Consider the following 19,646-nt stretch of genomic DNA (forward strand, 5'->3'; position numbering starts at 1 on the left):
CCGCGCAAGCAACCATGAACCGATCCGACCTGCAACGCGCCTACTGGCGCCGCAACCTGTGGCTGACGCTCGCGCTGCTCACGTTGTGGTTCGGCACCACCTTCGTCGCCGGCTTTTACGCGGAGGCGCTCAACCAGATCGAGTTTCTGGGTTTTCCGCTCGGCTTCTACATCTTCGCCCAGGGTGCGCTGATCGTGTATCTCGTGATCATCGTGGTCTACGTGACCGTGATGAATCGCATGGATCGACGCTTCCGCGTCGACGGGCGGCGCTGAACGACCGCATCGCGGAGGAACGCCCAGCCCGGGGCTCATGGGCAGACTGGGCCTCACAGGCGCGTGCCGCGCATGCCGGCACGCGCGGCAGATTGCTGACCCTGTCTTACTTTCCCTGCGAGACGGCCGATTCGTCGGCCGCCTTCTTCTTGCGCCCCCATTCGATCGGGTGCGCGTGACGGCTGAGGATGAAGTCGAGCAGGAACTTGCTCCAGATCGTGATGCCTGCGGTCGAACTCCAGGTGTCGTAGTCGAGCCGTGCGGTAACGACGCCGAAGATCACGAACACGACGATCACCCCGCACACGAGGTTGATGACCGCGGTGAAGGGCGCGAACTTCGCAGGATTGGCGGGGGGCAGGCCGCGTTTGAGCGCAACCTCGGAGAAATCGCGCTTGACCAGGATGCGCCAGGCGCGCCGCAGCCAGAAGAAGGCGATCGGAAACAGGGCCAGGAAGAGGATCCAGGTCACTGCCATGCTGATGTCGAAAACCATGTGCTGCTCCAGTCACTGCGGGCGCCGCGGATGCCGGGAGCCCTTGTGGCAAGGTGCCACAAAATGGAAAGCCCCGCCATCGAGAGACGCAGGCGGGGCTTTCGTTCCCGGCGCCACCCGAGGGTGACGGACCGGGTTCATGCTGCGAACTGCTTAGTGCGCGCCATCCACCGCCTTGGCGCCACGCGGGATGCGGACTTCTTCCACCAGGTGCTGGATGTGCTCCGGCGGCTCCTTCGTGACCTTATCCACTGCGAAGGCGACGATGAAGTTCACCAGCGCACCGATCGCACCGAAGGCTTCCGGCGTGATGCCGAAGAAGCTGTTCGCACCACCGATCAGGTCGAGGTACTCGGTGCCCTTGATGAACAGGATGCCCTTGTGTGCAAACACGTAGAACAGGGTGACGAACAGACCGGACAGCATGCCGGCGATCGCGCCTTCCTTGTTCATCTTCTTGGAGAAGATGCCCATCATGATCGCGGGGAACAGCGACGAGGCCGCAATACCGAAGGCCAGCGCCACCGTACCGGCCGCGAAGCCCGGCGGGTTCAGACCGAGGTAGCCGGCGAGCACGATCGCGAACACCATCGAGATCTTGCCGACCATCAGCTCGTTCTTGTCCGACATGTTGGGCGCGAACACGTTCTTCACCAGGTCATGCGACACCGCCGAAGAGATCGCCAGCAGCAGACCGGCAGCGGTCGACAGCGCAGCGGCCACACCGCCCGCGGCAACCAGCGCGATCACCCAGTTCGGCAGCAGGGCGATTTCCGGGTTGGCCATCACCATGATGTCGGCGTTGACCGAGAGCTCGCTGCCCTTCCAGCCAGCCTGCTCGGCCTTGGCCAGCACGTCGGCGTTCTTGGTCTTGTCGTTGTAGTACTGGATGCGACCGTCGCCGTTCTTGTCTTCCCACTTCAGCAGGCCGGTCTTCTCCCAACGCGACATCCAGTCCGGACGCTCGTCGTACTTGAGGCTCGACTCCGCGGCGTACAGGTCGCCGTTGGCTTCGATCGCGACGTTGACCGTCTTGTGCAGGTTGTACTTGGCCATCGCGGCAATAGCGGGCGCGGTGGTGTACAGGATGGCGATGAAGACCAGCGCCCAGCCTGCGGAGTAACGGGCGTCGGAAACCTTCGGCACCGTGAAGAAGCGGATGATGACGTGCGGCAGACCGGCGGTACCGATCATCAGCGACACCGTGTAGACAAACATGTTCAGCTTGCTACCCGGCACCGAGGTGGTGTACTCGGCAAAGCCGAGGTCGACCACGACCTGGTTCAGGCGCTCGAGCAGGGTGGTGTCGGTACCGACCAGCGTGCCGCCCAGACCCAGTTGCGGCAGGAAGTTGCCGGTCAGGTTCAGGGAGATGAAGATCGCCGGGATGGTGTACGCCAGGATCAGCACGATGTACTGGGCCACCTGGGTGTAGGTGATGCCCTTCATGCCGCCGAACACCGCGTAGGCGAACACGATGCCCATGCCGAGGTAGATGCCGGTCTCGTTGCTCACGCCCAGGAAGCGGGAGAAGGCCACGCCGACGCCAGTCATCTGGCCGATCACGTAGGTGATCGAAGCCACCAGCAGGCAGACCACCGCCACCGTGCTGGCCGTCTTCGAGTAGAAGCGGTCGCCGATGAACTGGGGCACGGTGAACTTGCCGAACTTGCGCAGGTACGGCGCCAGCCACATGGCCAGAATCACGTAGCCGCCGGTCCAGCCCATGAGGAACAGCGAGCCGCCGTAGCCCATGTTGGAGATCAGGCCGGCCATGGAGATGAAGGACGCAGCCGACATCCAGTCAGCGGCCGTTGCCATGCCGTTGGTGACCGGATGCACACCGCCACCGGCGACGTAGAAGTCGCTGGTGCTGCCTGCGCGCGCCCAGATTGCGATCCCGATGTAGAGCGCGAAGGACGCGCCCACCACCAGGTAGGTCATAGTTTGAAGATCCATGTGTCCGTCCCCCCGTTTATTCTTCGTGAACGTCGAACTTGCGGTCGATCTCACCCATCTTCTTCGCGTAGAAGAAGATCAGTGCGATGAACACATAGATCGAGCCCTGCTGTGCAAACCAGAACCCGAGCGGATAGCCGCCGAGATGGATGCTGTTGAGCGCGTCTGCGAAAAGGATTCCAGCCCCGTAGGACACCAGGAACCACACGACCATGATCTTGGTCAGGAGGCCCAGTGTGGCTTTCCAGTAGCCAGCTGCACTGTTGTTTTCCATCATGTCTCCTCGTTGTCTGTGAAACACCGCCACTGCGTGAACCGGCAAGAGACAACTCCAGCCCATGCAGCAGTGTGCGAATTATAGAAACATCAGTCTTACTTATCCCTTACAGCGCGTGTCAGGAATGAACCGATCGAATCCGCCGACGCCGACGCGGTGAAGCACAGGCAACAAAAAACCCGCCGGCTCGGGCAGAGCGGGCGGGTTCTTGCGGGGCGGAACGGCTTACATGCGCGCGATCATCGCGTCGCCGAACTCGGAGCACGACACCTCGTTGGCGCCTTCCATCAGGCGGGCGAAGTCGTAGGTGACCTGCTTGTCGGCGATCGCCGCCTCCATGCCCTGGATGACGAGGTCGGCCGCTTCCTTCCAGCCCAGGTGGCGCAGCATCATCTCGGCCGACAGGATCAGCGAGCCCGGGTTCACCTTGTCCAGCCCCGCGTACTTGGGCGCGGTGCCGTGGGTGGCCTCGAAGCAGGCGTACTGGTCGGAGATGTTCGCCCCCGGCGCGATGCCGATGCCACCCACCTGCGCCGCGAGCGCGTCCGAGATGTAGTCGCCGTTGAGGTTGAGCGTGGCGATCACGTCGTATTCGGCCGGGCGCAACAGGATCTGCTGCAGGAAGGCGTCGGCGATGGCGTCCTTGACGAGGATCTCGCGGCCGGTCTTCGGGTTGGCGAACTTGCACCACGGGCCGCCGTCGATCGGCTGCGCACCGAATTCCTCCTGCGCCACCTTGTAGCCGACGTCGCGGAACAGGCCCTCGGTGAACTTCATGATGTTGCCCTTGTGCACCAGGGTCACGCTCTTGCGGTCGTTGTCGATCGCATACCGGATCGCGGCGCGCACCAAGCGCGTGGTGCCCTCGACCGAAACCGGCTTGACGCCGATGCCGCAATCCTGCGGGAAGCGGATCTTCTGCACCCCCATCTCTTCGCGCAGGAACTGGATGACCTTGTTGGCCGCATCGGAGCCTGCCTGCCACTCGACGCCGGCATAGATGTCCTCGGTGTTCTCGCGGAAGATGACCATGTCGGTCAGCTCGGGGCGCTTGAGCGGGCTGGGCACGCCCTTGAAGTAGCGCACCGGACGCACGCACTGGTAGAGGTCGAGTTCCTGACGCAGCGCCACGTTGAGCGAGCGGATGCCGCCGCCCACCGGCGTGGTCATCGGGCCCTTGATCGACACCGAGTAGGTCTTGAGGGCGTCGAAGGTTTCCTTCGGCAGCCACTGGTCCGGGCCATAGATCTGCGTCGACTTCTCGCCGGCGTAGACTTCCATCCAGTGGATCTTCTTCTTGCCGCCGTAGGCCTTCTCGACCGCAGCGTCGATGACCTTGATCATCACCGGCGTGATGTCCACGCCGATGCCGTCGCCTTCGATGAACGGGATGATGGGGTGGTCCGGAACCGCTTGCCCCGGAACGATTTTCTGGCCGCCCGCGGGTACCGTGATCTTGGATTCGCTCATGCCTGCTCCCTCTCTCAATGACCGCGAACGGGTCCGCGGTTCTGGTCTGTGGTGACAGCAACGGAAGGGCGCGACGGCGAACCGGGCGCATCGCAGCCCTGTACCGAGGGCGCATTATCCTCCAAAAGAACGCGGCCCGAAAGAAAGCGCCTTCCCGACAGGGGACGGGAAAACGCACCGCCGCCGTGCCCCAACGCCCCCGCCCGGCACATGCGCGGGTGATAGACTGAGCCACCGTTGGGCGGGCCGGAACGGCCCCCGCCAGACCCCGAGGAGGCTCGATGGACGTGCAGTTGGGAGAGAACCCGGTCGCACAGGCGATCGCCCAGGCCCTGGTGGAGGGCTTCAACAAGCACTACCGGATCTTTCGCGAAACCTCGCGCCGCGCGAAAGAGCTGTTCGAGGGCGCTCAATGGCAGAAGCAGCTCGATTCGGTGCGCGAACGGGTGCAGTTCTACGACGATCGCGTAGCCGAGACGGTGACCCGCCTGCTCGACGAGTTCGACGCCGACGCGCTCGATGACGCCACCTGGCAGCAGGTCAAGCTGCAGTTCATCGGCATGCTGATCAATCACCGCCAGCCCGAACTCGCCGAGACCTTCTTCAACTCGGTGACGACCAAGATCCTGCACCGCAGTTACTTCAACAATGACTACCTGTTTGCGCGCCCGGCGATCTCGACCGAGTTCATCGAATCCTACCCGCCGGTGTACTCGAGCTACTACCCGCAGGAGCGCGGCCTGCGCACCACCATCCGCCGTATCGTCGAGGACTTCGACTGGCAGCGCAGCTTCGAGGACCTGGAGCGCGACGTCCACCAGGTGATGCGCGCCGCGCTGGCGCACCTGGGCGAGTGGCCGCAGATGGAGGTCAACTGCCAGATCCAGGTGCTGTACTCGGCCTTCTATCGCAACAAGACCGCCTACATCATCGGCAAGACGGTCAACGGCTACCAGGAATACCCCTTCGCCATCGCCGTGCGCCACAACGCGCGCGGCCTGCTCTATCTGGACACGCTGATCCTCGACCCGTGGCGGATCTCGGTGCTGTTCTCGCTGTCGCGCGCCTACTTCCTCGTCGACATGGAGGTGCCCTCGGGCTACGTGCAGTTCCTGCGCTCGATCATGCCCAACAAGCCGCGCAGCGAGCTCTACACCATGCTGGGCCTGGGCAAGCAGGGCAAGACCATGTTCTTCCGCGACCTGGTCTCGCACCTGCGCCACTCGAACGACCAGTTCATCATCGCGCCCGGCATCCGCGGCCTGGTGATGCTGGTGTTCACGCTGCCCTCCTTCCCCTACGTGTTCAAGATCATCAAGGACACCTTCGGCAGCTCGAAGAACATGGATCGTGCCACGGTCAAGCGCAAGTACCTGATGGTCAAGCACGTCGACCGCGTCGGCCGCATGGCCGACACGCTGGAGTTCTCCTACGCCGCGCTGCCGCTGTCGCGCTTCCATCCCGAGTTGCTGGACGAGCTGCGCACCCTCGCACCCTCGAGCTTCGAGATCGACGGCGACAAGGTGATCATCAAGCACCTCTACATCGAGCGCCGCATGACGCCGCTCAACATCTACCTGGAGAAGGCGAACGATGCGGAACTGGAAGAGGCGGTCCGGGAATACGGCAACGCGATCCGCGAGCTCGCGATCGCCAACATCTTCCCTGGCGACATGCTGTGGAAGAACTTCGGCGTGACGCGCTACGGCCGGGTCGTGTTCTACGACTACGACGAGATCGAGTACATGACCGACATGAACTTCCGCGCCATCCCGCCCGCGCCCTATGAGGAAATGGAGATGTCGGCCGAGCCCTGGTATTCGGCGGGGCCGATGGACGTGTTCCCCGAGGAGTTCGCCACCTTCCTGCTCGGCGTGCCGCGCGTGCGCAAGGCCTTCCTCAAGCACCACCGCGACCTGCTCGCGCCGAAGTTCTGGCAGCAGGCGCAGCAGCGCATCCGCGATGGCTACGTGGAAGACTTCTTCCCCTACCCGCTCGAGTTGCGCTTCTGCAGTCTGTTTCCGGCAAACGCGCAGATTTAGGAGGGTGCTGCAAAGGATGCAGCCCGTCGCCATACCGAGCGCACGACGACGGACTGCATCACTTTCAGCGGGTGGGGCTTAGATCGCCACGCCCGGGTTGCCGTCCATACCCTTGAGCGTGGGCAGGTTGAGCGCGCGCTGGGTGATCACCTTCTGGCCGCGAAGGTAGTCGGCAACCACGTCCCAGACCGCCGGGCCGGAGTCCTTGGCCTCCTCCGACACCGGCGCCCAGCCGGCGACCTTGTAGGTCTTGCCGGCTTCGATCGGCTTGCCCTTGAGCATCATGTTGTCGATGCGCTTGCCCATCGCCGCATTCGGGTCGCAGGTGTATTGCAGCCCGCCCACGCGCACCATGTCGCCGCCCTGCTGGTAGTAGGGGTCGGGGTTGAAGAGGTTGTCGGCGACGTCCTCCAGGATGGTCTTGATCATCTCGCCGCTCATCTCGGTGAGCGTGGTCCACGGGTAGGTGATCGCGGTCTGGTCGAGCAGATGCTCCATGGTGATGGTGTCACCCGGCAACAGCGAGGTGCCCCAGCGGAAGCCGGGCGAGAAGGCAATCTCGGCGTCCTTCTCGGCGATCAGCGCATCGACGATGAGTTGGTCCCACGAACCGTTGAAGTTGCCGCGGCGGTACAGCATGCCTTCGGTGACGGCGAGCTTTTCGGTGAGCTTCTCGAGGAAGGGCGCGCGCGTCTTGTCGATGAACGCGGCCATCTCGGGGTCGGCCGGCAGCAGGTTGGAGAACACCGGCAGCAGCTTGTAGCGGAAGTCCGCCACCTTGCCGTCGCGCACGTCGAAATCCATCACGCCGAGGAACTTGCCGTTGGAGCCGGCGTTGGTCACCAGCGTCTTGCCGCCCGCGTTCTCGACGATGGTGGGCGCCGGCATGCCGTCGTGGGTGTGACCGCCGAAGATGGCGTCGATGCCGGTAACGCGGCTTGCCATCTTCAGGTCCACATCCATGCCGTTGTGCGACAGCACCACCACCACCTGGGCGCCCTCGCCGCGTGCGGCGTCCACCGCCTGCTGCATGTCCTCGTCGCGGATGCCGAAGCTCCAGTCCGGTGTCTGCCAGCGCGGGTTGGCGATCGGGGTGTAGGGGAAGGCCTGGCCGACGATGGCCACCGGCACGCCGTTGATGTTCTTGATCACATACGGCTTGAAGACCGGATCCTCGAAGTCGGTGGTCTTCACGTTCTGGGCGACGATGTCGATCTTGCCCGCGAAGTCCTTCTCCTCGATCTCCTTGACGCGATCGGCGCCGTAGCTCGATTCCCAGTGCAGCGTCATCACGTCCACGCCGAGCAACTTGCAGGCGTCGACCATGTCCTGCGCGTTGGTCCACAGCGCAGTGCCCGAGCCCTGCCAGGTGTCGCCGCCGTCGAGCAACAGCGCGCCGGGGCGGCTGGCCTTCATCTTCTTGACCAGGGTGGCCAGGTGGGCAAAGCCGCCGACCTTGCCGTAAGTCCTCGCAGCCTCGACGAAGTCGAGATAGGTGAAGGCGTGGGCCTCGATGCTGCCCGGCTTGATGCCGAAGTGCTTGAGGAAGCCCTCGCCGACGATGTGCGGCGCGTTGCCCATCATGCCACCCACGCCGAGGTTGACGTTGGGCTCGCGAAAATGGATCGGCAGCAGCTGCGCGTGGCAGTCGGTCATGTGCAGCAGGCTGACGTTGCCGAACGGCGGGAGGTCGTAGAGCGCTTCGGCCGACTTCTCGGCACGCGCGAAGTTCGAATGCAGCGTCATGCCGCCTGCTGCGGCGACCGCGAGCATCTGCATGAATTCACGACGATTCATCGACATGGAATACCCTTTTCGAGTGATCTGGAGACGAAGGCGCGCCAAGCAAAACGGGCCCGGGGCCGAAGCCGCGGGCCCGATCCGGAGCGCCAGCCTGGCGCCGGTTACTGGTTGACCGGTGAGGCCGGGTCAAACAGATAGGCCATGACGTGGCGGATCTGCTCTTCGGTGAGGATGCCGCCATAGCCGTTACGCGGCATGTCGCTGCATGCGTTGTAGGCCTTGGAGTTCCACAGCTTGCCCCAGGTGTACTTGACGACCTCTTCCGAGTTGCCGCGCAGCTTGCCGTAGCCTTCGAGACTCACGCCGATCGTGCCCTCGGACACCTCGTTCGGGTCCATGGCGTGGCAGTTGTAGCAGCCACCGCCATTGTTGTCGGGGCTCTTGTCGGTCCAGGTCAGGCCACGGCCGCTGGCCGCAATCTTCTGCCCCTGCTTCCAGTCGCCACCGGTGTAGTTACCGTCGGAAGGCCACTGGATCGTTTCGAACTCGGCGGCCTCGAGGCGTTTCATGGTCTCGGTGTCCAGCGGTGTCAGGCTCGAGCACGCCTTCTGGATCGCATCCTGTTTCTGGCGATCGAGGCTGGCGATGCCGTTCGCCTTGAACGAAGACACCATCATCTGCTCGACCTTGGCCTGAAGCTCGTCAGCCTGGGCGAAGGACGCGGCGAGCGCCAGCGGGATCGCAAACATCAGTTTCTTCATCTCATGTCCTCCTTAGCGCTTCACGCCCGGCCACTGGGCCTCGGCACCGTTGCCCTTGCCCGCCATGAACACCGACAACGCGATGGTCACGTCCGATGCGAACACCGGCTCGGCCGTGCGCTGCTGGCGGAAGCAGTCCCACAGGCGGTGCTGCATGGTCCAGAACTGCGAGTTCGACACACGGTAGGCGGGCCACGACCCCCAGCCGGCGGCCGCACCCTCGGGCTTGGTGATGTTGGGCAGCTGCGTGGCGCGGATGCGCTTGTCGTCCTGGCTGTGGCAGGAGGAACAGGCGAAATCCATGGCGCCGGTGCGGTAGAAGAAGACGCGCTCGCCCATGTCGTACATCTCTTTCATCTTCGGATGCGACAGGTCGACCGCAATCGGCTTGCCCTTGGAGTGGGTGACGACGTAGGCCACCAGGGCCGCGACCTTGGCACGCTCGCCCTGGCCGAACTTGCCCTTGATGATTTCATCGGACGGGATGCCCTGCTGGGTTTCCATGCAGTGCATCAGGCGCGACTCGAGGTCCTGCACCTTGCCGGTGTCCTCGAAGAAGCGCGGCAGCTGCGCAGCGGCGCCTTCCACCACGCCCGGCCCCATGCCGAGGTCGCACTGCTCGAGCGTGGCGTTCTTGGGGCCACGCGCGGTGCGCCACAGCTCTTCGCCTTCCATCTCGTAGAGCTCGGCCGGGTTGCCGTCGGCGAGCATCTCGCGGTAGGCGTCGAAGTTGAGCTCCTGCTGCGCCGATGCGAGCGGGCCGCCCAGCATCGTCGCGGCGCCGAGCGCGGCAAACATGACTTGTCTTTTCATCGTCTCTCCTCCAGGGGCCGTTCGAGCGGTCCCACTTGTTTTCGGGCTGCCGGCCCCTCGCCGGCAACGACCGAGGCTGCGCCCGCGGACGCGCAGCCACCGCCCTCCGATCAGGAAATCTGCACTTCGTCGGTACGGCTGTCGCCCTTGTTGTCGACCCAGCTCACCGAGAGTTTCTCGCCCTTGGCGCCGCCGTTGAACTTGAAGGCGAGGTAGGGGTTTGTGGACACGGAGGGGCCGAACTCGGCGCTGAGCACGACCTTGTCGTTGTGCTTGGCGGTGAGTTCGGTAATGAAGTGGGCCGGGATCGGGGCACCGGACGAGTCCTTGCGCTGGCCGGTTTCCATGACGTGCGACATCAGCACACGGACTTCGGTGACGCCATCCTTGGCGGCGGCGCGAATGCGCATCGGGTTTGCCATATCGATAATCTCCTTGATCTGTACTGAGGATCAGCCGCCGCAGCCGCCGAGGGTGACCTTGACTTCCTTCTTGGCCATGTAGAACTTGCCGTCGGCCTTGACCATCGCATACACGTCCGAGGTCTGGCCCATCTTCACTCGCGTCTGCACGTCAGCGACCGTGCCTTCGGGCAAGGTGAAGGTGGCGGCGACCATGTTCGGATTCTTCTCGATGAGGATCACGATCTGCTCGGTCTTGGGCAGCTTGCTGACCACGCCCACCGGCACCACGGCACCGTTCTCGGCGATGTCCGGCGCGGTGATCACCACGTCCGCGCTCTCGGCCGGCTTGCCGGCGTTGAAGGCGCCAAAGGCCGCGTCCATGTTCTTGGCGTCGAACGCGGCCTGGTTCCAGGCGGCGTGCGCCAGTTCGGGCTTGATGAAGCCGGCCGCCGCGAGCAGACCGAGCATGCCCAGACCGCTGCCGGCCTTGAGGGTGTCCCTGCGTTGATTGTTCATCCCGTCTCTCCTTGTTTAGGGGTTACTGCGCTTTCGCGCCTTCCAGAATCCACTTCACGAGTTGCTGGAGCTCCTCGTCCTTGACGTGCCCTTGCGGCGGCATGGGCACCGCCCCCCAGACACCCTGGCCCCCAGCCTTGGCCTTGGCGACCAGCGTCGCCTGGGCATCGGCCTGGCCCTGGTACTTGGCCGCGATCTCGTTGTAGCCGGGGCCGACGATCTTGTGTGCGACGCCATGGCAGGCCATGCAGCCCTTGGCGTTGGCGAGCGCGAGGCTCGCCGCCGCCCCGGCGGACTCGGGCGCGGCGCCCGCCTCGCCCGAGGCGGCGGGCGCCCCCGTGGGCTTGCCGCGCGCGGGACCGATCGGGCGGTTCTGCTCGGCGAGGTTGCCGTGCGCGTCCTGCGCGTAGTCGGGCAGCGCGGAGGCGATCTCGACCGCCTTCTTGCAGTCCTGCATGCAGGCCACGCTCTGCACGTCGGGCGTGCCGCCGTTGCCGATGCCGCCCCTGTCACCCGCCGCACCCGGCCACATGCCGTGATCGGTGGTCATGCCGTTGCGGTTGGGCATGCGCGCCTGCACCTCGCGGATGTTCTCGTCACTGAGCTCGTAATCGGCCGGAACGACCTCGGCGAGGTTGAGCAGGTAGGCGAGGATCGCATACACCTCGTCCGGATTCAGGGACTTGGGCGCGGTCCAGGGCATGGCACGCTGAATGTAGTCGAACAGCGTCGACACCGTCGGCACTTTCATCAGCGTGGTGCGCTGCGGAAAGGAGCCGGTGACGAGCGACTCGACGTGGCCGGTCTCGATGTCCTTCAGCGTGGTGCCGCCGACGATGGGGGTGAATACTTCGTTCGACTCGCCGAAGATGCCGTGGCAGCTCGCACAGTGGGTTTCCCACAGCGCCATGCCGTCATCGACATTGCCACGCCCCTTGGGCAGGCCGACGAAGTCCGGACGCACATCGATGTCCCAGGCCTTCACCTCGGCCGGCGTGGCTTCTCGGCCGATGCCGGGGAAGCGGTCTTCCCAGGCCATGGCTGCGGTGCTGGCGCCGGCGACGAGCAGCGCGATCAGCGTCTTAGAGAACCTGGACATTGCTCACCTCCCCGGACTCGACCACCTTCCAGGACTGGATGGCGTTGTTGTGATAGATGGACTTGGTCCCGCGCGCCGCGCGCAGCTGGCCATAGCTCGGCTGCACGTAGCCAGTCTCGTCGACGGCGCGCGACTGCAGGATCGCGGGCTTGCCGTCCCACACCCAGTCGATGTTGAAGCGCGTGATCGCCTTGGACAGCACCGGCGTCTCAAGGCGCGCCTGGCGCCAGTTGATGCCGCCGTCGGCTGACACATCGACGCGGGTGATCTTGCCGCGCCCCGACCACGCCATGCCGGAGACGTTGTAGAAACCCTTGTCGAGCAACAGCTGGCCGCCCGAGGGGGTCGTGATGACCGACTTGCACTCCTGGATCGAAGTGTACTGACGATGCTGGCCATCGGGCATCAGGTCGATGTAGTGCACCGCCTCGTCCTTCGCCCCCCAGGGCTGGTCGCCCACCTCGATGCGGCGCAGCCACTTCACCCAGCTCACGCCCTGCACGCCCGGCACCACGAGGCGCAGCGGATAGCCATTCTCGGGGCGCAGCATCTCGCCGTTCATGCCGTAGGCGACCAGCACCTCGCCCGACTCGATCATCTCCATCGGGATCGTGCGCGTCATCGACGAACCATCAGCGCCCTCGGCGAGCACGAAGCGGCCGGTCTTGTAGTCGGCGCCGCACATGTCGAGGATTTCCTTCAACGGCACGCCCGTGAATTCCGCACAGGACAGCATGCCGTGCGAATACTGCACGGTCGGCACCGCGACGTTGCCCCACTCCATGCCGGTGTTGGCGCCGCACTCGATGAAGTGGATGCGCGACACCGAGGGCAGACGCATGATGTCGTCCATGGTGAAGACCGCGTTGGTCTTGACCAGGCCGTTGATCATCAGGCGATGCTTCGAGGGATCGATGTCGTGCCAGCCCTGGTGGTGGCGCTCGAAGTGCAGGCCCGAGGGCGTGATGATGCCGAACAGGCCCTGCAGCGGCGTAAAGGCTACCGAGGAACCGCCCACGCGGGTCAGACCCGGGCTCTCGCGACGCTGCAGGCCACGCTCGTACTGTGAAGGCATGCCGTACGGATTGGCCGCCACCGGCAAGCCCAGCGTGGTCGACCACTGTGGCAACTCCAGGATTGCCGGGTCGCCTTCGACGGCAGCGCGAGCCACCGCAGGTACAGCCATGGCGGCCGACGCGGTGACGAACGCCTTGCGCAGGAAATCGCGCCGGCCATCCTTGACCGCGGCGATCTGCGCGTCGGTCAGGAAATTCTCGGGCGCAGGCCTCACCCGGCCGGGCCGGGTCTCGAACATCGTCATGCTTTGTCTCCCCCTTCGTTGTCTCGATGCACGACCAACTATCACTGCCGCAACGGCCCCGCTTACTGCCCGGCTCCGAGCCCGGGCTTGAGCAACCCGGTGTCACCGACCGCGCCCGGCTGACCCCGCGAGGCGATGCGCACGCACACCGTCCGGCACAGGTCCGTGAAATCGGGGTCGGTCAGGCGATAGAACACCTGCGCGCCGTCCCGGCGACGACCGAGCACCCCGGCCCGGTAGAGCAGGCTCAGGTGGCGGGAAACATTGGCCTGGTTGAGCCCGGACGCCTCGACCACCTCATTGACCGAGCGCTCCCCGTCGCACAGGCAGTGCATGATCTTCAGGCGCGAAGGCTCTGAGAGCAGGCCGAAATACTGCGCGGCGCTTTCGAAGACTTTTTCGAGCTCATCCATATCAGTCTCTTTTATGAGATCATTTTTGACATGGATCAAATCTAAAAGTCTTCAATCATATAGTCAAGCACTAATATTTGTGCGCCACAGCAAACCGGTTTCCGATGGCAGAATTCAGCACATCCTGCTTGCCCATCCGGCCAGCCAGGTGCGCGATTCGACCAGGCGCGGTCGCGCGGAACAGCGGACGACGGGTCTGGCGTTGTGCAGGCAGTACCACCCCTTGGAACCAAAGACGGAGGGACCATCCATGAGAACAAGAAGCTTCATCGCCGCACTCGGCCTGCTCGCGCTGAGCGGGGGACTGCACGCGCAAGACCCGAACCTCGCGCGCAACCTTGCAGCAACCTGCGCGAACTGCCACGGCACAAACGGCCACAGCGTGGGCGGGATGGACTCCCTTGCGGGAGAATCGAAAGAGAAGCTGATGCAGAAGCTCGCCGATTTCCGCTCGGGGGACAAGCCGGCGACGATCATGCACCAGATCGCGGCCGGCTATACCGATGAGCAGCTCGATCTCATCACCACCTGGTTTGCCGAACAGAAATGACGGGGAGACAAGAACGATGCTGAACAGACGCAACTTCCTCAAGGCCTCGGCCATCGCTGCAGCAGCAGGCGCCGGACTCCCCGGACTCTCGGGCAGCGCAACCGCAGCATCCGGTGGCGCGCGCCGCCACGTCGTCATCGTGGGCGGCGGCTATGGCGGCGCCACCACGGCCAAGTACCTGCGCATGTGGAGCAAGGGCAAGGTCGACGTGACGCTCATCGAGCGCAACGCCCAGTTCGTGTCCTGCCCCATTTCCAACCTCGTGATCGGCGGCCTCAAGCAGATCGAGGACATCACGGTCAGCTACGACAACCTCGTATCGAAATGGGGCGTGAAGCTGATCACCGACGAGGCGACTGCGATCGACGTCGAAAAGCAGAGCGTGACCACGGCCAAGCACGGCACGCTCCACTACGACCGTGTCGTGCTCTCCCCCGGCATCGATTTCGTGCCGGAACGCATCGGCGGTCTTGCCGGCAATGAGGAGCGTATCCCCCATGCCTGGAAGGCAGGCCCGCAGACGGTGACGCTGCGCAAGCAGCTCGAGACCATGCCCGACGGCGGCGTGTTCGCCATGCACATCCCGCGCGCGCCCTACCGCTGCCCGCCCGGCCCCTACGAGCGCGCATGCCTGGTCGCCAACTATCTGCGCGAATCCAAGCCCAAGTCCAAGGTCCTGGTGCTCGACGCCAACGGCGAAATCCAGTCCAAGAAAGCCTTGTTCAGCCAGGCGTTCGAGCGCTACGGCGCCCTCGTAGAGTACGTACCCAACAGCGCACTGCAGTCGGTGGATGCCGCCACGCTCACCGCCGAGCTGGAATTCGACTCGATCAAGGCGGACGTGCTCAACGTGATCCCGCCGATGCGCGCGGGCGACATCGCAACGAAGTCCGGCCTGCCGCTGGTCAACGACGCCTGGGTGGACGTGGACTGGCTCACGCTCGAAGCCAAGGGCATGCCAGGTGTTCATGTGATCGGCGACGCCCTCTTCCCGGCGCCGACGATGCCGAAATCGGGGCACATGGCCAACCAGCACGGCAAGGTTGTCGCCGCAGCCATCCTCAACCTGTTCGAGGGTCTGCCGCCCAATCCCACGCCCGTGGTCATGAACACCTGCTACAGCTTCGTCGACAGCCGCAACGTCGTACACGTCGCCTCGGTGCACCAGTACGACGCCGACAAAAAGCAGCCGATGCCGGTCAGTGGCGCGGGCGGGCTCTCGCCGATGGCCAACGAGATCGAGGCCAAGGCCGCGCTCGCGTGGGCGCGCAACATCTGGGCCGACATGCTCGCCTGAGCGCAGCACGCAACAAAACGAAGGGGGCCGCTGGCCCCCTTTCTTCATGCCTCGCGAGGCCGCCCTTCGGGCGCGCCGTTGGACTCACTCCAATGTACTGATGTACAGCGCAACCGCCTTGACCTCGAGCTCGGTGAGCTTGGAGGCGATGGAGTGCATGATCTCGTTGTCGTTGGTGCGCTCGCGCTTGTTGAAGGACTTCAACTGCGATTCGGTATATCGCGGCACCTGGCCGGCGAGGCGCGGCAACTCCTCCGTCCCGTGGCCGTTGTCGCCATGGCAGCCGGTGCACGCCGCCACACCCGAGTATTCGTTTCCGCGATGAAAGATGAAGCGCCCGATCGCGGCGAGCTCTTCATCTCGCGCCGGACGAGCCTTGGTCGGCTTCTTCTCGAAATACACGCCGAGGGCGAGCATCTCGTCCTTGGTGAGGTCCTGCGCCATGCCGTTCATGGTGTCGCTCTGGCGCCGCCCGGACTGGAAGTCCGCGAGCTGCTTGGCGATGTACTGATGGTGCTGTCCGGCCAGACGCGGATAGAGCGGCGAAGAGCTGTCACCCTCCGGACCGTGGCAAAGCGCACAGCGCCCGCCGCTGATCTCGGCCGCGCGGGCCAGATCGACCTCGGGCAGTTCGCCCGAAGCGATCGCCAGCGGCGTCGCAAGGCCCACAGCACAGGAAACGGCCAGCCTCTTCCAGATCTTCATCGCGCTCTCCTCGCGGCTCTCCGCTCGCCGCGCACCTGCGTGGCGTCTGATCATCACGGAGGATTATAAGAATTCCGCCATACTTTGGACAAGATCGAAACTAACAGATCAGAACCTGATCGATCAGACTCCGCTGCATCACATTCCGCGTTACCGCCCAAGCAGCACGGTCGCGCCGCCACACGCCTGCACACGGAGATCTCGCCGTTGCCGCGCGCCTGACCTCAGCGCTCTGCGGTCCAGCCCAGCTCCAGCATCCATGGAGCCGCCCCCGCTTGCAGTGCGCAGCGGACGTATTCGACCATTTCGTCCGGCAGGGCATCCTCCGCATACCAGTCGAGCCGGTCACACTTGTCCGGCTCGCAGATCCGCGGCGCACCATCGACATCGGTCGCTTCGAAGAAAAAGTCGATGCGATTGGTGTCTGAAAGCCGGTGCACCACACCCATCCAGGACAGCGACGCGCTCGCGACCCGAAGCCCTGTTTCCTCGAGCAACTCCCGGCAAGCTGCAGCCCGCACCGGCTCGCCCGGCTCCACGTGCCCGCCCGGCAAGCTGTACAGACCGTCGAAAAAGCCCGTCCCTGCGCGGCGCATGAGCAGAATCCGCCCCGCACGCCTGCAGATCACGTGCACCCCGGTGGGAATGCCGGCATGCATCAATGCTTGCCCGTGCTGCCGAAGCCTTCAGCACCGCGCACGCTGTGCTCGAAGCTGTCGACGATGTTGAAGCCCACCTGCAACACCGGCACCACCACCAGTTGGGCAATGCGCTCCATCGGCTGGATCGTGAAGCTGGCCCGCCCCCGATTCCAGACGGATACGAAGACCTGGCCCTGGTAGTCCGAATCGATCAACCCCACCAGGTTGCCAAGCACGATCCCATGCTTGTGCCCCAGGCCGGAGCGCGGCAGCACCATCGCGGCGAGACCGGGGTCCGCGAGATGGATGGCCAGGCCGCTCGGCACCAGCGTCGTCTCGCCGGGGTGAAGGGTGATCGGGCCCGGGAGGCAGGCGCGCAGGTCAAGCCCCGCCGCGCCCTCGGTCGCATACGCGGGCGGGTGTGTCCTGAGGCGCTCATCGAGCAGCTTGACGTCGATGCGGTGCATAAGCGGTTCTCCATCCCGCATGGCTGCGATGGCAGCGCGCGGCTGAGGTTTCAGTGTTCCCGCCGTCCGAGAAGGTCCGCGAGATGGGTAACGATGTCCCGCGCGACCTCGGCCTTGGGCGCGCGCGGCAGGGGGTGACGGCCGGCATCGTCATAGATGATCACGGTGTTGTCGTCCCCCCCCATACCGTCGCTGACCAGATTGCCCACCAGCATCGGCAGCCGCTTGTTGCGCCGCTTGCCTTCCGCGTAGGCGTCCAGGTCGCGGCTTTCGGCCGCAAAACCCACGCAGAAGGGCGGGCGCTCCAGCGCGGCCACTTCAGCGAGGATGTCCGGGTTCGGCGTGAGCGTGATCGTGAGCGTATCCCCACTTTTTTTCATCTTGTGTTCGGCCACCTGCTGCGGGCGGTAATCGGCCACCGCCGCCACGCCAATGAACACGTCAGCGCCCGGCAAGGCCGCGAACACCGCTTCGCGCATCTGCAGCGCCCCGGTCACGTCCACACGTCGCACCCCGACCGGCGCTGGCAGCCCCACCGGCCCGCTCACCAGCGCGACCTCGGCTCCGGCCTGCGCGCAGGCACGTGCCAGCGCATATCCCATCTTGCCCGAACTGATGTTGGTGATGCCACGCACCGGGTCAATCGCCTCGAAGGTCGGCCCCGCAGTGATCACCACCTTGCGGCCGGCGAGCCGCTTGGGCACGAAGAATGCCGAAAGATGCTCCACCAACTCCTCGGCCTCGAGCATGCGCCCCATGCCCGTCTCGCCACAGGCCTGGTCGCCCGCCGCGGGACCGAACACCGTGACCCCATCGGCACGTACCTGCGCCAGGTTGCGCTGCGTCGGCGGTGACGCCCACATCTGGCGGTTCATCGCCGGCGCGACGATCAGCGGTACGTCACGCGCAAGGCACAGGGTGCTGAGCAGATCGTCGGCGCGCCCCTGGGCGAGCCGCGCGATGAAATCGGCAGTCGCGGGCGCCACCAGAATCGCATCCGCATCGCGCCCGAGGTCGATGTGCGCCATGTTGTTGTCCATGCGCACATCCCAGAGCTCGGTCCACACCCGGTTGCCCGAGAGCGCCTGGAAGGTGACCGCGGTGACAAAGCGCGCTCCGCCCTCGCTCAGCACCACGTGCACATCGGCCCCCGCCTTGCCGAGCAGTCGTACGAGCTCGGCAGCCTTGTAGGCGGCGATGCCACCGGTGACCCCGAGAACAATCCTGCGGCCCTTCAGAATATTCATGACGTACGCTTATAATCGATGGCAGTTCATGCCCTTGTCACTGGCGCGGCGCGCGCCCTGAGGAGTCCCGTACGATGGCGATCACCGACTGGCCGGCAGAAGAGCGCCCCCGCGAAAAACTGCTTGCCCGCGGCGCTGCAGCCCTGTCCGACGCCGAGCTGCTGGCGATCTTCCTGCGCGTGGGCATCCCGGGCCAGAGCGCGGTGGATCTGGCACGCGTGCTTCTCGTTCGCTTCGGCAGCCTGACCCGCATGTGCGGCGCGAGTGCACGGGACTTCTCCGCGGTACCCGGCATGGGCCTGGCGAAGTATGCCCAACTGCAGGCCGCGATGGAACTGTCGAGGCGAGCCCTGACCGAAACCCTGCGCGAACGCCCGCTGTTCGATTCGCCGCAGGTCGTGCGCGACTGGTTGCGCCTGCGTCTGGGCCACCTTCCGCACGAAACCTTCTGCATTCTCCTGCTCGATGCGAGACATTGCCTGATCGACGCCGTAGACCTGTTTAGGGGGACCCTCACCCAAACCTCGGTTTACCCGCGCGAGGTCGTCAAACTCGCCCTCGCACACAACGCCGCAGCGGTCATCCTCGCCCACAACCACCCCTCCGGCGCCGCCGAACCCAGCACCGCGGACGAGTTGCTCACCCGCGCACTGAAAGATGCGCTCGGCCTCGTCGATGTGCGCGTACTCGACCATTTCGTGGTCCCGGCACACGGATCTCCGGTATCATTCGCCGAACGCGGCCTGCTGTAAGCCCTTACCGGCCAGCACACCGGCAGTTTTCCCACGAACAGCTCACGAAATTCACGCGCACGATCCCGGCGCGGGGCTTGCCATGAGCGCACATGTTCGTTTATCCTTTTGCGTTTTCCGCAATCAGAATTCCCTGGAGCATCGTATGGCTCGCGTCTGCCAAGTGACCGGTAAAGCACCGATGGTGGGAAATAACGTTTCCCACGCTAACAACAAAACCAAGCGCCGTTTTCTGCCCAACCTGCAGAGCCGTCGCTTCTGGAGCGAAGGCGAGAACCGCTGGATCCGCCTGCGCGTTTCCAACGCCGGTCTTCGCACGATCGACAAGAAAGGCATCGACGTCGTCGTTGCCGAGCTTCGCGCCCGTGGCGAGAAGCTTTAAGCAACCGAACTGAACG

General features: G+C 64.6%; 22 protein-coding genes. 6 read left to right on the plus strand and 16 right to left on the minus strand.

Annotation, left to right across the window (positions count from 1 at the left end; genetic code table 11):
- Positions 1-14: 14 nt before the first annotated feature.
- On the plus strand, positions 15-275 hold the full coding sequence (locus ACNKW1_RS04950; RefSeq protein ID WP_418363488.1) for a DUF4212 domain-containing protein: 261 nt from the start codon (positions 15-17) through the stop codon (positions 273-275).
- Positions 276-381: 106 nt separating this feature from the next.
- Here ACNKW1_RS04950 and ACNKW1_RS04955 read toward each other — a convergent pair whose 3' ends face one another.
- From ACNKW1_RS04955 to icd, 4 genes are all read right to left on the minus strand, one after another.
- Positions 382-771 carry a hypothetical protein gene (locus ACNKW1_RS04955; RefSeq protein WP_418363489.1) on the minus strand — a complete coding sequence of 130 codons (390 nt, stop codon included), beginning with the start codon at positions 769-771 and terminating at the stop codon, positions 382-384.
- A gap of 153 nt (positions 772-924) precedes the next feature.
- The gene (locus ACNKW1_RS04960) at positions 925-2,730 is read right to left on the minus strand and encodes a sodium:solute symporter family protein (RefSeq protein ID WP_418363490.1); all 1,806 of its coding nucleotides are present in this window, start codon (positions 2,728-2,730) and stop codon (positions 925-927) included.
- Positions 2,731-2,746: 16 nt separating this feature from the next.
- The gene (locus ACNKW1_RS04965; protein ID WP_418363774.1) at positions 2,747-3,004 is read right to left on the minus strand and encodes a DUF4212 domain-containing protein; all 258 of its coding nucleotides are present in this window, start codon (positions 3,002-3,004) and stop codon (positions 2,747-2,749) included.
- 228 nt (positions 3,005-3,232) lie between these two features.
- On the minus strand, positions 3,233-4,477 hold the full coding sequence (icd, locus tag ACNKW1_RS04970) for an NADP-dependent isocitrate dehydrogenase (protein WP_418363491.1): 1,245 nt from the start codon (positions 4,475-4,477) through the stop codon (positions 3,233-3,235).
- Between the two features lie 281 nt (positions 4,478-4,758).
- Between icd and aceK the strand changes: the two genes are divergently transcribed.
- The gene (gene aceK, locus ACNKW1_RS04975; protein ID WP_418363492.1) at positions 4,759-6,519 is read left to right on the plus strand and encodes a bifunctional isocitrate dehydrogenase kinase/phosphatase; all 1,761 of its coding nucleotides are present in this window, start codon (positions 4,759-4,761) and stop codon (positions 6,517-6,519) included.
- Positions 6,520-6,597: 78 nt separating this feature from the next.
- On the opposite strand, the gene soxB is transcribed toward aceK, so the two are convergent.
- The 8 genes from soxB to ACNKW1_RS05015 form a co-directional block, all read right to left on the minus strand.
- Positions 6,598-8,322 carry a thiosulfohydrolase SoxB gene (gene soxB, locus ACNKW1_RS04980; protein ID WP_418363493.1) on the minus strand — a complete coding sequence of 575 codons (1,725 nt, stop codon included), beginning with the start codon at positions 8,320-8,322 and terminating at the stop codon, positions 6,598-6,600.
- Positions 8,323-8,423: 101 nt separating this feature from the next.
- Positions 8,424-9,023: a sulfur oxidation c-type cytochrome SoxX gene (gene soxX / locus ACNKW1_RS04985; RefSeq protein ID WP_418363494.1), complete on the minus strand. Its 600-nt coding sequence runs from the start codon at positions 9,021-9,023 to the stop codon at positions 8,424-8,426.
- Between the two features lie 12 nt (positions 9,024-9,035).
- Positions 9,036-9,836, minus strand: coding sequence for a sulfur oxidation c-type cytochrome SoxA (soxA, locus tag ACNKW1_RS04990; RefSeq protein ID WP_418363495.1), 801 nt, complete (start codon positions 9,834-9,836; stop codon positions 9,036-9,038).
- A gap of 110 nt (positions 9,837-9,946) precedes the next feature.
- On the minus strand, positions 9,947-10,258 hold the full coding sequence (soxZ, locus tag ACNKW1_RS04995) for a thiosulfate oxidation carrier complex protein SoxZ (RefSeq protein WP_418363496.1): 312 nt from the start codon (positions 10,256-10,258) through the stop codon (positions 9,947-9,949).
- Between the two features lie 30 nt (positions 10,259-10,288).
- Positions 10,289-10,756, minus strand: a complete 468-nt coding sequence (gene soxY / locus ACNKW1_RS05000) for a thiosulfate oxidation carrier protein SoxY (RefSeq protein ID WP_418363497.1) — start codon at positions 10,754-10,756, stop codon at positions 10,289-10,291.
- Positions 10,757-10,778: 22 nt separating this feature from the next.
- Positions 10,779-11,855, minus strand: a complete 1,077-nt coding sequence (locus ACNKW1_RS05005) for a c-type cytochrome (protein ID WP_418363498.1) — start codon at positions 11,853-11,855, stop codon at positions 10,779-10,781.
- Entirely contained in the window at positions 11,839-13,176 is a 1,338-nt protein-coding gene (soxC, locus tag ACNKW1_RS05010) for a sulfite dehydrogenase (protein WP_418363499.1), read from the minus strand. The genes ACNKW1_RS05005 and soxC overlap by 17 nt, the downstream gene beginning before the upstream one ends.
- 62 nt (positions 13,177-13,238) lie before the next feature.
- Positions 13,239-13,589 (minus strand): ArsR/SmtB family transcription factor, encoded by a 351-nt coding sequence (locus ACNKW1_RS05015; protein ID WP_418363500.1) that lies wholly within the window; start codon positions 13,587-13,589, stop codon positions 13,239-13,241.
- 250 nt (positions 13,590-13,839) lie between these two features.
- On the opposite strand from ACNKW1_RS05015, the gene ACNKW1_RS05020 reads away from it, so the two are divergent.
- Both ACNKW1_RS05020 and ACNKW1_RS05025 read left to right on the plus strand, forming a co-directional pair.
- A complete protein-coding gene (locus ACNKW1_RS05020) occupies positions 13,840-14,139 on the plus strand; it encodes a c-type cytochrome (protein ID WP_418363501.1) in 300 nt (99 codons plus the stop codon).
- Positions 14,140-14,155: 16 nt separating this feature from the next.
- Positions 14,156-15,436, plus strand: coding sequence for an FCSD flavin-binding domain-containing protein (locus tag ACNKW1_RS05025; RefSeq protein WP_418363502.1), 1,281 nt, complete (start codon positions 14,156-14,158; stop codon positions 15,434-15,436).
- A gap of 84 nt (positions 15,437-15,520) precedes the next feature.
- On the opposite strand, the gene ACNKW1_RS05030 is transcribed toward ACNKW1_RS05025, so the two are convergent.
- From ACNKW1_RS05030 to coaBC, 4 genes are all read right to left on the minus strand, one after another.
- Positions 15,521-16,141: a c-type cytochrome gene (locus tag ACNKW1_RS05030; protein ID WP_418363503.1), complete on the minus strand. Its 621-nt coding sequence runs from the start codon at positions 16,139-16,141 to the stop codon at positions 15,521-15,523.
- A 224-nt stretch (positions 16,142-16,365) separates the two neighbouring features.
- A complete protein-coding gene (locus tag ACNKW1_RS05035) occupies positions 16,366-16,800 on the minus strand; it encodes an NUDIX hydrolase (RefSeq protein WP_418363504.1) in 435 nt (144 codons plus the stop codon).
- A complete protein-coding gene (dut, locus tag ACNKW1_RS05040; protein ID WP_418363505.1) occupies positions 16,800-17,249 on the minus strand; it encodes a dUTP diphosphatase in 450 nt (149 codons plus the stop codon). The genes ACNKW1_RS05035 and dut overlap by 1 nt, the downstream gene beginning before the upstream one ends.
- 50 nt (positions 17,250-17,299) lie before the next feature.
- Positions 17,300-18,496: a bifunctional phosphopantothenoylcysteine decarboxylase/phosphopantothenate--cysteine ligase CoaBC gene (coaBC, locus tag ACNKW1_RS05045; protein WP_418363506.1), complete on the minus strand. Its 1,197-nt coding sequence runs from the start codon at positions 18,494-18,496 to the stop codon at positions 17,300-17,302.
- 74 nt (positions 18,497-18,570) lie between these two features.
- Between coaBC and radC the strand changes: the two genes are divergently transcribed.
- Entirely contained in the window at positions 18,571-19,248 is a 678-nt protein-coding gene (gene radC, locus ACNKW1_RS05050) for a RadC family protein (protein ID WP_418363507.1), read from the plus strand.
- Positions 19,249-19,393: 145 nt separating this feature from the next.
- Positions 19,394-19,630, plus strand: coding sequence for a 50S ribosomal protein L28 (rpmB, locus tag ACNKW1_RS05055; RefSeq protein ID WP_002924478.1), 237 nt, complete (start codon positions 19,394-19,396; stop codon positions 19,628-19,630).
- Positions 19,631-19,646 lie beyond the last annotated feature (16 nt).

Origin of the sequence: Thauera sp. WH-2, assembly GCF_048321015.1 — a bacterium.
Classification (GTDB): Bacteria; Pseudomonadota; Gammaproteobacteria; order Burkholderiales; family Rhodocyclaceae; genus Thauera.